This is a genomic window from Streptomyces sp. NPDC056479, assembly GCF_042795335.1.
In the GTDB taxonomy this organism is placed as follows: Bacteria; Actinomycetota; Actinomycetes; order Streptomycetales; family Streptomycetaceae; genus Streptomyces.
In genome coordinates, this window is the sequence record NZ_JBHTRZ010000011.1 from 30,508 (window position 1) to 44,814 (window position 14,307).

Annotated in this window: 8 protein-coding genes; all 8 read right to left on the reverse strand. The window is 70.7% G+C overall.

The features are described from left to right. Positions 1-8: 8 nt before the first annotated feature. The 8 genes from ACFQ6S_RS35925 to ACFQ6S_RS35960 are packed head-to-tail and all read right to left on the reverse strand — an operon-like array spanning position 9 to position 13,872. Complete coding sequence (locus ACFQ6S_RS35925) at positions 9-6,758, reverse strand: DUF4157 domain-containing protein (RefSeq protein ID WP_383419091.1); 6,750 nt, start codon at positions 6,756-6,758, stop codon at positions 9-11. Next, the gene (locus ACFQ6S_RS35930) at positions 6,755-7,051 is read right to left on the reverse strand and encodes a hypothetical protein (protein WP_383419093.1); all 297 of its coding nucleotides are present in this window, start codon (positions 7,049-7,051) and stop codon (positions 6,755-6,757) included. The genes ACFQ6S_RS35925 and ACFQ6S_RS35930 overlap by 4 nt, the downstream gene beginning before the upstream one ends. Continuing rightward, positions 7,042-9,033, reverse strand: a complete 1,992-nt coding sequence (locus ACFQ6S_RS35935) for an ATP-binding protein (protein ID WP_383419095.1) — start codon at positions 9,031-9,033, stop codon at positions 7,042-7,044. Before ACFQ6S_RS35935 ends, ACFQ6S_RS35930 begins: the two co-directional genes overlap by 10 nt. 33 nt (positions 9,034-9,066) lie before the next feature. Further along, positions 9,067-9,927: a Pvc16 family protein gene (locus tag ACFQ6S_RS35940; protein ID WP_383419097.1), complete on the reverse strand. Its 861-nt coding sequence runs from the start codon at positions 9,925-9,927 to the stop codon at positions 9,067-9,069. 33 nt (positions 9,928-9,960) lie between these two features. Further along, on the reverse strand, positions 9,961-10,707 hold the full coding sequence (locus ACFQ6S_RS35945) for a hypothetical protein (protein ID WP_383419099.1): 747 nt from the start codon (positions 10,705-10,707) through the stop codon (positions 9,961-9,963). Then, complete coding sequence (locus ACFQ6S_RS35950; RefSeq protein ID WP_383419101.1) at positions 10,700-11,428, reverse strand: hypothetical protein; 729 nt, start codon at positions 11,426-11,428, stop codon at positions 10,700-10,702. Before ACFQ6S_RS35950 ends, ACFQ6S_RS35945 begins: the two co-directional genes overlap by 8 nt. 26 nt (positions 11,429-11,454) lie before the next feature. Further along, entirely contained in the window at positions 11,455-11,979 is a 525-nt protein-coding gene (locus ACFQ6S_RS35955; protein WP_004003113.1) for a phage tail protein, read from the reverse strand. A 33-nt stretch (positions 11,980-12,012) separates the two neighbouring features. Further along, complete coding sequence (locus ACFQ6S_RS35960) at positions 12,013-13,872, reverse strand: phage tail sheath family protein (protein WP_383419103.1); 1,860 nt, start codon at positions 13,870-13,872, stop codon at positions 12,013-12,015. Positions 13,873-14,307 lie beyond the last annotated feature (435 nt).

Below are 14,307 nucleotides of genomic sequence, written 5' to 3' on the forward strand. Positions count from 1 at the left end.
CTCCCTGGCTAGTTCTTCCAGTCAATCTTCCCTGTTCTGGCAAGTTTCCTGAGTTTTGCCAGAGCAGGGTTGATCAACCGCCGCACCTGGTCCGACATGCTTCCCCTTCTGGTGTCCAGATACCGTTGCACGTCGGAAACCGAATAGTAGTGCGGGTGGCCGTCCGGCACTTCGCGGCCGTACCTCGTAGTGGTTCTGTTCTCGCCGCTCGTGCTCAGGCCTGCGATATAGCGGGCGATCTGCCCCCAGGGGCGGCCCATGTCCGCATCTCCGCCGAGATGATTGAAAATGGTCTTGGCCCGTGCGGAGTTGATGAGGAGTTGCGTGTGCTCGTCCGGGGAAGGCAGCCGAATGTTTCCCATGGACTTGGTCTTCTTGGCCGTGGTGTGCGGTTTCCAGTCGCCTCGATGCTTCCCGGTTCCCTTGATGTGATCGTATTCGCCGTAGCTGGAGGTGATCTGTCGAGGGAATCCCCTGAGGACTTCCCCCGTGGGCCCGGGCTCATCTTTCGACAGGGGGTGGAAAGAGACAACGGACCTGTACCAGATCATGTCCCCCTTGCCCGCAATGTCATTGTATGCAAACTTCTCGAGTTCGTTGTTCATCGGCGTGTTCACTGAATATCCGGGCGCCGGGACCAAGTTGTTGTTGGATGCCATGCCCCCGAGCTTCTCCGGGAGAAGATGCATGCGCACCCAGGCAGAATCCTTGGAGAGTCCCTTCGACGTCACGTAAGACCAACCGGGCGGATTGCTGTGGGGACCGGGGACGGTTCCCGTGTTCCGCACCGAGCGGCTGAGGAAGCGCGCATCCATGGAACTTGCCTGGTTGCCGTTGAAGGCCGGCAAATCCGGTTTGGGCAGCCCGTCCTCGCGTAGCTGCTTCAGTGCGATCTTCGGCTGCAACAGCTGCGGGTCACGCCAGCGCTTGGCCCTCACGGGTACGGACGAAGGGTTGAGCGTGGCCACGACGTTCACATCCGGGTCACCAAGGGCGCGCAGGCTGGTGAGTCCGTACCAACCCTTCATTGCGGTGAGCAGCGGGTCGAAGCTCGATTCCCACATGCCGTCTTCGTCGAGCAGCGGCAGCAGCTTGGCGCGTATGCGCGCAGTGATGATGGCGAGCTTCTTGCCCAGGTCGTCCTGGGAGCCTTCCTTCTGCTTCTGCTTGTCCTTCTCCACCTTGGGTTTGGGCCTACCCGGTCCGGCCTTGTCGGGCCGGGGCTTCGAATTGCCGGGGCCTTTGCCGGCAGGCTTGGAGTTGCGGGGGTTGGTCGGACCGTCCTTGTCGTCCTTGGACCTACCCGGTGCGTCCTTACCGTCCTTGTCGTCCTTGCCCCTGGGCTTCGTCGGGTCCTTGCCGTCTTCCTTCGACTTCTTCGTGCCGTCGTTCTCGTTCTTCGGCTTGTCGGTCCTGGGCTTGTCGGGGCTCTTGCCGTCGCCGTCCTTCGGCTTGGTGGTCGCGGGTGCGTTCTTGTCGTCCCTCGGCTTGTCCGGGGACTTGCCATCCGCGTCCTTCTGCTTGGCGTCCGGTTCCGTTTTCGGCTTGGGTTCCGGCTTCGCCTTCGGCTTGGGCGCAGGCGTCGGGCGGGTGTCCGGCTTTTCGCTCTGCCCGTCCTGCTTCGGCCGGCCCGGCTTGTCCGTGTCCTTGGGCTTGGCGGAGACGTCCTTGACATCCTTGGGCTTGCTCGGAGTCGTGTCCGTGTCCGGGGTCTTCGTCGTCGGCTTCGGGCCGGACTTGGGATCCGGCTTCGCGTGCGGTTTCGTGACCGCGCCCGGGCCCCTGCCCGGCTTGGGGAGGACGGACGTAGGACGCACCGTCGGTACCCCGGTCTCCGGCTTGCCGTCCGCGGGTGTCCTGTCACCCTGCTTGCCGCCCTTGTCGTCCGAGCCACCGGCAGCGGGCTTCTTGCCGTCGCCCTTGCCGTCCTTGCCTCGGCCCAGCCTCTCGGCGATGCCCCTGAAGCGCCGCCCCACCTTCGCCACGTACTTGCCGATGCCGGACAGCAAGGCCTCATAGGCGAGTTCGAGCAGCGCGACGATCCCCGCCGCCACCGCCTTCGCGAAGAGGATGCCCGCGGCGCCGCTTCGGACGGCCTTGAGCCAGTCGAGGACCGCGCCCATCGCTCGCAGGATCTCGCCCAGCGCCCCGATGGCCGTGCGGATGGCGTCGATGACGGCCATGACCCAGCCGGCGCCCGGGATCAGTTTGGCGATGACCTTCGTGATGACGATCTCGCCGATGATGAAGGGGAGTTGCGGGACGATGGCGTCCCAGGTCTCCTTGACGATCTGTTCGAGGGAGATGCCGCCCTTGATCAGTTTGTCGAGAATGGCCTTCGGGACGCCGATGATCTCCTCGATCTTCGACTGGAACCATTCCTTGACGGCCGCCTTGACCTCGCGGAACAGATGGTTCTTCGCGCCGTCCACGGCGGAGTTCTTCGCGCCGCTCAGCCAACCGCCCGGGTCGGACAGGAAGTCGACCGCGATGAGCATGAAGTCGCCGAGGGCGTTCAGCAGTCCGGCGGCGAAGTCCAGGACCGCCTTCACCGCGTCCACGACGGCCTTGATGACGTCCAGGAGGGCCTTCTTCAGGATCTCCAGGATGCTGCTCAGCAGCTTGCCGATGGAGTCCAGCAGATCGCTGATGGCCTGCTTGAGAGCGACGGCGAGCCTGTTGACGAGTGCGATCGCCGCGTTGATCAGCGAGGTGATCAGGTTCCGGATGCGCTTGGCCAGATCGATGACCGCCCGCACCATCGATATCGCGAACTCGATCAGATCCTTGATCAGGTTCTTGATCGCGTCGATGATGCCCTTGCGGGCCGCGTTGATCCATCCCTCGACGTTCTTCTTGAAGTCGCGGATGAAGGTGATGACCGCGTCACGCGCCTCGCGGATGACCTTGACGATCGCGTTCTTGATCTCGATGACCTTTTGTTTGATCCACTCGAAGGCCTTCGAGATCCAATTGCCCGAGTCCTGGGCAGCGTTGTCCTTCTGCCGGTCCGCGTCCTTCTCGGCGTTCTCGGCCTTGTCCTTGACCTTCTTGTCGCTGCCCTCCTTCTCGGTGTCGACCTTGTCGTCTGTCTTCTTCTCCTCGTCCTTGACGTCCTGGCGGACCTTCTCCTGCCGGTCCGACTTCTTGTCGCCGAGGCTCTTGAGCTCCTTGTCCTGCTCCGTGCGCCAGTCCTCGCGCTGGGCGGTGACATCGGCCATCGCCTTCTCGCGCTCGCCCGCCTGCGTCTCGGTGTTGGCCGTGATCTCGGCATCGACCTGCCGCTTGTGCTTCGCCTGCGAGTCGCGGAAGTCACGGTCCTTGGCCTGACGACCCTCCGACACGCCCTTCTGACCCTCGCTGAACGCGGCCTGGAACTGCGGGCCACGCTCGTGCTCGGCCACCTCTGAGGCGGCCTCCGGCGGTACGGCACCGGTCGCGCCCCCGCCCTCGACGGCAACCCCCTCGCCGCCGCCACCCTGCCCCGGGACCTTCGCGGTCAGCCGCTCCTTGGGAGCGTTGGGGTAGACCTGGTTCTCGCCCATTCCGCGGCCGGCGTCGTCCTGGGCCGTCCCCATGGTCTCCTGGCCCTTGGCATCGACGTTGCCGCCCTGTTCCCCTGACGCCTGCTCGGCGCCGCCCTGCATCTCGACGCCCGGCGCGTTGCCGGCCTGCGCCTGCTTGAGGGCGTCGTCCTTCGTCGGCAGGCCCGCGAACTTCGCGGCCAACTCCTGTGGATCCACCACGGGTTCGTCAGCGCCGAAGAGGCTCGCGACCCCGTTCACGATCTTGCCGCCGATGAAGCCCAGGGCCATCTTGAAGGTGTCCCAGCCGCCGGGCTCCTCGGCCTTCTCCGCCTCGATCTGGCCTTCGGGCTCCTTCGCGCCGGTGACCTCGGCGTTCTCCTGGTCCGGTGTCTGCGCCTGCGCGGCCGGATCCTGCGAATACGCGGCCGGGGCGTCCGTCTTCGGCTTGCCTTCCAGTGTCTGCGGCGCGCCCGCCGGACGCTGCATGGACGGCGGTGCCGCGGCGAGCGTCTTGTGCTCGTCACCGACCGTACGGTCCACCGCGCCGCCGACGCCGCCCATGGCCTGAAGTGCCTTGTGCGGCTTGAGTTTCGAGGCGGTGGACAAGCCGGCCTCAGGGGCCACGCCCGAGAGGTTCGGAGCCGGGGCGGAATCCTTCTTGCCCTTTCCGCGAGCCGGGGCAGCCGCCCCACCGCCGCCACCGCCTCCGGCACCCGAGGATCCACGCGACGGTGCCGCCTTGGGCGCGGGTGCGGTCTCCGGTGCGCCCTTCTCCTCGGGGGCTGCCTTGGCGGCGGATTGCGACGCGGGTGCCGGTGCCGGCTCCTGAGCGGCGGGCGCCGACTTGGGCGCCGCGGCCGGGGTCTCCGTACGCGCCGTCGGGGCCTCTGCAGGAGTACTGGACTCCAGCGCGCTCTCCTGGGTCGTACCGCCCGACGTGGCGCTCTCCGACGAACCCGCGGCACCGGTCGGGCCACCGGCGGACGTCCCCGGGGCGGCGCCTGGGCCGGACTCGCCTCCCGCGGCCCGGTCCTGCGCGGCCTGAGTGTTCTGGGCGCCGGCGGCCTCCGTAGCGGCACCGCCCCCCGACTCCTTCGCGCCCTCTTTGCCCCCGGCCTCGGACTGCGCGGACCGGCCGCCCGTGGCCTGCTGCGACTCCTTCTCCGGCGCTGCCGCGGCCTTGTCACCGCCGGCCGCGGTGCCCTTCTCCTCCTTGGCCGCCGACTCCTTGGCCTCGCTGCCGCCCTCGGACTTCCCGTCCGTCCTGCCCGGCGCCTCCTGCACGGTCGTCTGCGACGCGACCGCCCCCACCTTCGGGTCGTCGCCGGCTTTCGGGTCCCGGGTCGCCGTGCTCGCCACGGGCGGTGCGGCGGCCTGCTCCAGGGCGAGGCCGGCGAACCCGCCGTCGCTCTGCGGCCCGCCCTCGGTCTCCGGTGCCGACGACGACTCCGCCTCCTCGGCGAGGACCTGCTCCTCGGGCTCGGCCTCCGCCGCCTCGTCCTCGGCGTCCTCCGCGTCCCGTCGCGCCTGCACCTCTTCGGCTCTGGTCGGCGGCGGAGCGGGGAAGGACGGGGCGGACGGGGTGGCGGACGGATCCAGCGTGTCCGCCGTCGGGATGCCGGACACGTCGAGGTCCTGCTTCGGCAGGAAGTCCTCGGGCTGGAGCTTGATGTCCCAGGCGCTCGGCTCCTCGCCGCCGACCTCGACCTCCGACTCGCTCCGTGAGCCGTCGGTGTCCTCCTCGGTCTCCTCCTCCAGCCCCTCGACGTCCTGGTTGCGCTTTCCTTCCAGCGTGCTGATCCGGCCCGCCGACAGGGTGTCCTTGCCGGAGGTGGTCGGTGAGCCCTTTGGCTTCTCCTGGCCCCGCTTGTCCTGCTGCTTCAGCTGCCGGCCCGCCACCATCGCCTCGGCCGCGCCCGACCGGTTCTTCGCCGCGGACTCCTCCTTGCTCGCGGCGGGCGTCTGCTCCTGCTCGGTGGCCTCCTTGCCGGCCTTCTCCTTGCCCCCCGTCGCGTCCTGCGACTTCTTCTCGCCTTGCTGACCGCCGCGCTGCCCGCCCTCCGGCTTCCCCCCGGATGCCGAGGAGGACGAGGACTGGTCCTTCTGGGGTGCGGGCGCCGCCGCCCCCTGCCCGCCCCCTGCCCCGGAGGCCCCAGACGCCCCGGATTTTCCGGCAGGTCCCGCACCGGACGCCTCGGACCCCCGTGGCGCACCGCCACCCTGCGGAGTCGTCCCGTGTTCCGGCGTACCGCCGTTCTGCGGGGTGCTACCGGCCGCGCCCTCGTCGTCGGTCTGCTCCTTCTCCGGCCCGGGCGCCGGCTTCGGGCGCTGTTCCTCCGTCTTGCGCTCTTCCGCGTCCCGCCGCTCGTTCTCGCGCTCGGTGCGCACCTCTTCCGCGACATCCGGCTCGATCTGGGGGGCGTCGTGCGCGTTACGCTCGGGGGCCTCGGCGTGGTCGTCGTACGCCTCGACCTCGTCCACGAGGTCGAGCACCCGGTCGTGCTCGGGGGCGAGCAGCCGGTTCTCCAGCCGGACGAGAACGCCGTCGAGCAACTCCTCCGGCAATCGGGCGAGTTGCTTGCGGGTGCGGTGGGACAGGTCCTCCGGGTCGCCGCGCAGGGAGCGGACGACCGAGTTGGCGAGGCGGTCGACGAGGGTCGCCGGGTCCATGGCCTCGGCGCGGTTCCGGTCGGCGTCCACGGTGGCGTATCGCAGCCACCCGGGTGTGGCCTGGTCCTGCTCGACGTCCGCCGTCTCCGGCCCCGCCTCCGGATCCCGTACGAGATCCCGCGCCGCCGTCTCCGCCTCCCGCTCGATGCCCTGCTGCGGCAGGCTGACCGCGCCCAGTTCCCGTCCGGCCCGCAGGGTGCCGAGGCCGTGTGGGTTCTGGACGGTGTGCAGGAGCTCGTGGGCGAGGAGGCGGCGGCCCTCGTCGGTTCCCGGCTTGAAGGCGCCCTCGGCGAAGAAGACGTCCTGGCCGACGGCGACCGCGTCGGCGCCGAGGAGGTCGGTCAGCTGCCCGGCGTCGCGGCCGGTGTGCAGCCGTACCCGGCTGAGGTCGTGACCGAGCCGCTCCTCCAACTCCCGTCGTACGCCCGGGTCGAGAGGCTGACCGGCGCCGCTGACGATGTCCTTCGGTTCCGGCGCACGGGATTTGGCCGCACGCTCCTTGCGCTTGCGGCGGCGCTGTTCGGCGGACTGCTCGGCACGGGCATCCTGGGTCGAGCTCATCGCGCCACCTCCCCGTGGCCGCTGAGCCCTTCATGCACCGCGCGGGCCAGCTCCTGGCCGAGGCGGCGGGCGGACAGGCCGGCGGGCAGTGGCGGCAGGCCGGAGAGCGTGTCGGCGGTCAGGGCGCCGTCGGCCGCCAACGGCACGCCGTGGACGCGGATCAAGCGGGTCAGCTCGCGCTCGAAGGCGTCCGTGACCCGTTCGGCGTCCACCCGGAAGCCGTTCAGGGCGAGTTCGCCGATCTCCACCCGGATCTCACGCGGTTCGTCCCGGGTCTCCCCGTTCACACCCATCCCCGCACCTCCCCCGGCGTCAGGGACCGCTCCAGCTTCTGGTACTCGGTGCGTGCCGCCGCCAGCATGTGCCGCATCTGCAACCGGTCGCCCTCCTCGGCCGCGAGGAACGCCCCGGACAGGGCGATGTTGCGGATCGATCCGCCGGCGACGGTGAGTTGGGCGAGCAGGTCCGCGTCGATGCCCTTGACCGGGGCCTGTGAGGGCAGCACCCGCCGCCAGATCTCGGCACGCTCGTGCTCGGCGGGGAAGGGGAAGTCGACGACGAAGCGGATGCGGCGCAGGAAGGCGGTGTCGAGGGCCTTCTTCATGTTGGTGGTGAGGATGGCCAGGCCGCGGTAGGCCTCCATCCGCATCAGCAGGTAGCTGACCTCCAGGTTGGCGTAGCGGTCGTGACTGTCCTTGACCTCGCTGCGCTTGCCGAACAGCGCGTCGGCCTCGTCGAACAGCAGCAGCGCGCCACCTCGTTCGGCCGCGTCGAAGACCCGGCGGAGGTTCTTCTCGGTCTCGCCGATGTACTTGCTGACGACCTGGGAGAGGTCGACGATGAACAGGTCGAGGCCCAGTTCCTTCGCCATGACCTCGGCGGCCAGCGTCTTGCCGGTGCCCGAACCACCCGCGAAGAGGGCCGTGACGCCCAGTCCGCGGCGCAGGGTGCCCGCGAATCCCCACTCCTGGTGGACGGTCGCGCGCTGGCGCACATGGGCGACGATCTCGCGCAGGACGTTGGTCTGCCGGTCGTGCAGGACCAGGTCGCCCCAGGCCGCCTCAGGCTCGATCCGGCGTCCCAGCTCGTCCATGCCGATCCGGGCCTCCTCCAGGCCGGCCCGCCAGGCGAGTTGGGCTGCGTCGAGGTCCTCGTAGGGCAGCCGGCGGCGTACGGTCGCGGCGGCGGACCGGATGACGTGCGGCGGCAGCTGGAACTGGGCCACCAGGGAGCGCAGTTCACCGTCGTCGAGGTCGGCGATCGGGTGCATGGCCTGGGCCCACAGCTCGACCTGCTCCTCGTCGTCGAGACGCGGCACCGCCACCCGCGCGCCGTGCGGGCGGTCCGAGCGCAGCGGGTCCTCGCTCGATACGACGACCGGTACGGCCGCTCCGGCCAGGAACGCCTCCGTCGCCGCCCGCTGGTCGCGGTCCAGGTCGCCGACCTCGACGAGCAGTGCGGCGGGCAGCAGGATCGCCTCGCGCTGCCAGAGCCGGGCGAGCCGGTCGCGTTCGGCGGGGTCGGTGGGCATGTCCTCGGCGCCCATGGCGTACACCCCCAGCCCGGACCGCGCGGCCGCCGCGGCGGCGATGTCGGCACGGCTGCGCAGGTCACCGCCGGTGACCTCGACGAGCAGCGGCGCGTCGGGGCTCGCCCCGGTCGTCCAGCCCTCGGCGACACGGCTCGCGGCCAGGTCGTACGACGGCGGCAGCTGCTCCGGCACCGAGGTGCGGCGCAGGCGGCCGTGCAGCCGGGCGTCCAGATAGGGCGAGCCCAGCAGGAAGTGCAGGATCCGCTCGTCCAGGCGCAGCCGGGAAGTGGTCAGCCGGGACTCGTCGTCGAGTTCGACGATCTGCCAGCGGCGCAGTGGCGCGACGGGCGTGAGCGCGCTCCAGTGCGGTTCGGCGAGGGCGGCCAGGGCGAGCGAGAACGTCGGGTACGCGCGCTGGGGGTCGCCGGAGGCGGCGGCGCAGCGGGCCGGGGTCGTCGGATCCAGCTCGTGGGCGGCGGCGAGGAGGATCAGGTCGCGTTCGAAGGCGGTGAGCCCGAAGCAGGTGACGAGGGCGTCGAGGGGGGCGGTGCCCGGGGCGGCCACGGGCACCGGGCTCGTGCTGCTCGGTCGGGCGGGCTCCGAGCCGGATGTCTCCCCGGCGCCGGTGGCGTGGGCGTCGACGCGGGACAGGACACGCCGGATCTCCTCGATCAGCGGCGCGCCCACGTCGTGACCGCCCGCCGTACCCGAGGTGGCCGCCGTTCCCGGCTCGTTCGTCCCCATGCCCTCACCTGCCCCCGTCGTCCCCATTGCTTCTCAGCCCTCCGTGCCCTTCCGGGGCTCCGGCTGCGGCGGCTTGCTCGCCCGGGCGGTCTTGCGGGCCCGTGCCGGAGCCTTGGCGACGGTCTTGGCCGGGGCCTTCGTGGTCTTCTTGGCAGCAGCACTCACCGGCCCGGGATCTGCCGTCGCCTTCTCAACAGCCGTCGTCTTCTCAACACCAGTCGCGTCGCGCTCAGTTGACGGAAGCTCAGGCTTTGGCTCGCCCCCCGGAGGGACCGGCGCCCCCGGCGCCCCGAACGGCAGCACCCGTACCTCGGGCCGCTCGACGGGCTTGGCCGGCGCCGGCTGCTCACGGCCGTCGATGAGGACCAGGGTGGCCTGGTAGACCACGGACAGCGAGTACGGCGTCTGGTGGAGCATCCCCCACAGCTTCGACGTCTCGTCGATGTCCATCACCGTCGGCGTGAACCGCACCCGCTGGGCGGCCTCCGCGAGGTCGCTGCCCATCAGGTGCGGGAGGTGGCCGGTCTCTTCGATGACGTCCTTCGGGAGCACCGGGATCTCGTGCAGGGTCCGCACCACCGAGCCGATCAGCCGCTGCCCGACGAGCGTCGTCTCGTCGCCGTACGCGCTGATCAGGAAGTGCAGGTCCAGTGCGGCGGCGGGCCGTTTCACCAGCGTGCCGTCGGACGCCCGGGTCGGCAGGTCGTTGTTGCGCATCGAGGTGTTGGGCGTGACCTGGTACAGGAAGACGTTGATGGTGGGGTAGTCCGGCGGCTCCGTCGGCGGCTTGTGCGGCTCCACCTTCACGGCCTCGTCGAACTCCGGGCCCACGTTGGACGCGAGCAGCAGGGCGAGGGCCTGGGTGACATGGGCGATGGCGAGTGCGTTGCTCATGGCGTCGGTTCCTCGGTTCCTCGGTCTGTCATGTCACTCCCGCCCTCGCGCCAGGTACTCGGCGAGGCTCAGGGTCGTCCCCGGTCGCGCCGCCGACGATGTCCGCTGCCGGGTGCCGCCGGACGGCGACGCTCCCGCCGTCACCTCAAGCCGCCCGATCTGCACCTGCACCACCTGCTCGGGCGGCCGCCCGGGGCGCCGCGCGGCGGCCTGCCGCACGGCGTCGCGGGCCGCCGCCGTGTCCGCGGCGCTGGGCCGCAGGGGGCTCGACACGGTGGCGGAGGTGGCGGCGTCCGTACCCGGAGGGTTGGGCACGGACGCCGCGGTCTGCGCGGCGCCCCGCTCCGGGCGCCCTCGACCCGCCGTCCGCTGCACGGCGTCCGGTGTTTGCCGGGGTCCCGGCGCGAGCGGCGCGACGGGACGCAGCAGCGGCGCCTCGGGCAGTGCCCTCGCGGCGGGCCGGGGTGCCGGGTCGGCCGGGGTGTGTTCGGTGCGTACGACCGTCCGCTCCCGTTCCGTGTGCGAGCGGGTGGCGGGCGTCGCCGGACGCGGCGCCGAATCCCGACGTACGTCCGACGGCGTGGCGGCGGGCCGGAGCAGGTCCGAGCCGTCGTCGGGTGCCGTCGCGGTGCTCCGTACGGCCTCGACCCGCTCGAACGGGCCGGGCAGCCGGGGCCGTACCTTCACCACGTCCGGACGCGGACCGGCGGCGGCCGGGGCGTGCCGGGCGATCAGCCGGTCGAGGAAGTCGGGTGCCGGCGCCCCGCCGCTGTCAGACATCCGCACACAGCTCCAGGTAGTAGCGGCGCCGCAGCGGGCTGAGCGCCAGGATCTCCGGCTCGCTCCAGCCGTACGACGTGGCGAGCAGATGGACGTCGAGCAGCACATCCCGTGCCCAGGCGTCCAGTTCGGTCCAGAGGTAGGAGGCGATGTCCAGCTCGGCCCGGGTGGCCTCGCCGCACTCGGGGCAGGCGATGTTGAGTGTCACGTCGGCGCCCGGGTCGGCGGCCTCGACGGCCTCGGCGATCCGGCGCTGGACCGGGGCGGGCAGGTCCTCGGCGGACACGGCCGCCCCGGCGCGCTCCGCCGAAACGACGCACCGCGCGAGCAGGGCGGCACGCGGGTCCGCGGTCCGGGCCGCCGCCGTCAGGTCGGCGACACCGGGCAGCCGGAACTCCACGTCCCAGCCGTCCTGTTCGACCCGCACCACGGAGTCACCCGGCCCGCCGAGCGAGCGCGCGAACTCCCCGGCGTCCAGGTCGAACTCCATGTCCTCCCCGCACGCCGAGCAGACCAGCCGCACCTGCATCCGCTCCCCGAACAGGGCGCGGCGCAGCGCGAACAGGTCGGCCTCGCGCGACCCCACCGGCAGTACCGGCAGGGTCGCGACGTCGACGTCCGGGCGTGCCGTGCGGTGCAGCAGCAGGGCACGCCCCGTCGGCGCCTCGGCGAGGCCCGCCTCCCAGGTGGCCAGCAGCTCGGCCGCCCCGGTGATCGCCATCTCGTCCCCCCTCACCTACCCACTGCTCAAGCTGGGTTGAGGAACGACGGCTCCTCCGGCTCGGGCACCTCGTAGTCCCGCTCCCAGCCCTCGCACTCGAGCTTCAGCGACTGGATGGCCACCGCGTTGGCGTTGGCGTCCAGCTCGCCGAGGACCTGGTACTCGCTGGGCCAGGTCCGGTAGAGCTTGTGCGAGACGGCCACCTGCCCGGCCTCGTTGAGGACCTGGATGACGATGTCCTTGCGGAAGTCGGCGAGGGACACCTCCGATCCCAGCCCCGCGCCGACCTGCCAGACCTTGTTGGCCCAGCGGTCGAACTCGGGGTCGTGGGTGACGCCGCGCTCCAGGGTGATGCCCTCGAACTCGGAGCGGCCCGGAGACTTGCGGGGAGACGAAGGGTCGCCTCCGTGCCGGTGCTTGACGACTTCCGTCGTCCGCTTGAGCGGACTGATCTTGCTGATGCCCGCGACCGTCCGACCGTCCCACAGGACCAGGAACTTGAAGTTCTTGTAGGGGTCGAAGCGATGCGCGTTGACCGTGAACTCAGCCATCGGATTCCTTCAGTTCTCCACGATTCCCCGCGCCTACAGCGCGAACTGCCCGGACGTCTGCTGGATTTTGACGATCACGAACTCCGCCGGCCGGACCGGTGCGATGCCGACGAGGACGTTGACGATGCCGTTCTCGATGTCCTCGGCGGTCGTCGTGTCGCTGTCGCACTTGACGAAGTACGCCTCGCGCGGGGTGCCGCCCTTGAAGGCGCCCTGACGGAAGAGGGTGTGCAGATACGAGGAGGCGGCGAGCCGGATCTGCTGCCACAGGTTCTCGTCGTTGGGCTCGAACACCACCCACTGCAGGCCGCGCTGGAGGCTCTCCTCCACATGGAGGGCGAGCCGGCGCACCGGCACGTACTTCCACTCGCTGTCGAGCGCGTCCGAGCCCTCCAGCGTGCGCGCGCCCCAGACGACCGGGCCGGTCACCGGGAAGGTGCGCAGGCAGTTGACGCCGAGCGGGTTGAGCAGGCCGGTCTCGCGGTCCGTCAGGTTGACGGTGAGCGAGTGCACGCCCGCGAGCCGCGCCTCGGTGCCGGCCGGGGCCTTCCACACCCCGCGCTCGGAGTCGGTGCGCGCGATGACGCCGGCGACCGCTCCGGACGGCGGGAAGGAGCGCAGCCGGCCCGTGAGCGGGTCGGTGAGCTGCAGGTGCGGGAAGTACAGGCCCGCGTGGTTGCCGCGCACCGCGTCGAAGGCGGCGAGCCCGGCGCGCGCGGTGTCGACGTTTGCCCAGGTGCTCGGCGCGTCGACCAGCAGGAAGATCCGCCGCTCGGCGCACAGCCGCTGGGCGGCCGAGATGACCGTGAGGGCGTCCTCGGTCTTCTCGTACGCGGCGAGCTCGGGCAGCGCCAGCAGGTTGACGTCGGCGACGCCGCGCAGCGCCTGGATGCCGGTCTTGTCGCCCTCGCTGCCGATGAGGTCGCGCGGTCCGGGTGCCTCGCCGTCCTCGCCGCCCTCCAGCGGGAAGACCGGCGGGTTGACGGAGGCCTCCAGACCGAGGTCGTTGGCGCACTCACCGAGGAAGCGAACGACGTCCTCGGGGTCGGTGGAGCCGGCGACGACCTGGATACGGCGGCCGAAGGCGGTGACCTCGGCGCCGGCGAAGGCGTGCTTGCCGGGCGCGTCGGGCAGGGCGCGCAGCTTGCGCTCCAGGAGCAGCGCCAACTCGGCGACGCTGCACGGCGCTTCACCGTCGCAGTCGGGGTCGTAGAGCGTGAACTCGCGCTCCACCTCGCCGATCTTGACGGTCAGGTCGACCGCCAGGTTCGGGAGTTCGTCGCCGAAGGGCTTGGAGACGGTGCCCGACGGGTCGGGGCGGCCCTCGCCGACGACCTCGACGCGGATCAGCTTCGAGGCCGCGTTGATCACGGTCTGCGCGTAGCGGCCGTTCGCGGCGTCCATGGACAGGCCGGTGAAGCTCTCCCGGGCGTCGCCCTTGGCGTCGTAGACCCTGAGGTTGAAGGTTTCGTCGGGGCACGTCGTGTCGTGGTCGACGGCGACGCGCAGGCCGTTGCCCCAGAGGCCGGGTTCCTTGGCGTGCACCTCGAGGACCGGGCCCTCGCTGTGGCCCTCGGTGGACTTGAGGGTGACGCAGGCGGCCTTGCCACTGCCGGCCTTGGCGACTCGGACGATCACCGCGATGGTGCCGCCGTTGCCGAAGAACTGGTGGACTGCGTAGCCGACGGCGCTCTGTGCGCTCAGGCCGCCGAAGCGGCGCTCGAACTCCGCGAAGCTGGTGACGCGTACCGGCTCGTTGAGCGGACCGCGTCGGGTGTGGCCCACAAAGGCGGTCACGGACGTGGTCAAGGTCGAGATCGTACGGGTGCTGCTGGGAAGCTCTTCGACGTAGACGCCGGGATACGTCGGCTTGGCGGCGCTCACCGCGCTCATCGGCTTTCCCCCTCCTTTATCCCTGTCTCGGGCACCGGGACATGGGCACCAAGAGACGGCAGGGGGAAGTGGTGGACGGGTGCGCGAACAGCGCCCATGGTCAATGGCGGCGGCAGGCGCACCGCATCAGTTTCCCCCGTCGGTACCCCGGACTTGTCGGCCGTCCGGGCCAAGCAACGCGCTTGTGACTCCTGATGCTCAAGTGCTCAATCCACCTTGGTGCGTTCGAAGTTGACCGAGCAAGGCGCCTTCAGGCCACCCCGCGAGGGGGTTTGGTGAAGGCGCCCTCCCGGCATCCGCACATCGTGCCTGCGCGCCCCGGCCAGGTGGTTCACAGGTTCTGCACACCGGGTGCCGTCACGGGACGCCGGACGGGCCCAGCCCCGTAGGGAGCGCCCGCACACCCGACGTTCGACTGGTCGTACGTACGTGCGA

Coding starts and splice junctions, on each gene's coding strand:
- ACFQ6S_RS35925 (WP_383419091.1), bottom strand. CDS start 6,758: ATGAGCTCGACCCAGGATGCCCGTGCCGAGCAGTCCGCCGAACAGCGC.
- ACFQ6S_RS35930 (WP_383419093.1), bottom strand. CDS start 7,051: ATGGGTGTGAACGGGGAGACCCGGGACGAACCGCGTGAGATCCGGGTG.
- ACFQ6S_RS35935 (WP_383419095.1), bottom strand. CDS start 9,033: ATGGGGACGAACGAGCCGGGAACGGCGGCCACCTCGGGTACGGCGGGC.
- ACFQ6S_RS35940 (WP_383419097.1), bottom strand. CDS start 9,927: ATGAGCAACGCACTCGCCATCGCCCATGTCACCCAGGCCCTCGCCCTG.
- ACFQ6S_RS35945 (WP_383419099.1), bottom strand. CDS start 10,707: ATGTCTGACAGCGGCGGGGCGCCGGCACCCGACTTCCTCGACCGGCTG.
- ACFQ6S_RS35950 (WP_383419101.1), bottom strand. CDS start 11,428: ATGGCGATCACCGGGGCGGCCGAGCTGCTGGCCACCTGGGAGGCGGGC.
- ACFQ6S_RS35955 (WP_004003113.1), bottom strand. CDS start 11,979: ATGGCTGAGTTCACGGTCAACGCGCATCGCTTCGACCCCTACAAGAAC.
- ACFQ6S_RS35960 (WP_383419103.1), bottom strand. CDS start 13,872: ATGAGCGCGGTGAGCGCCGCCAAGCCGACGTATCCCGGCGTCTACGTC.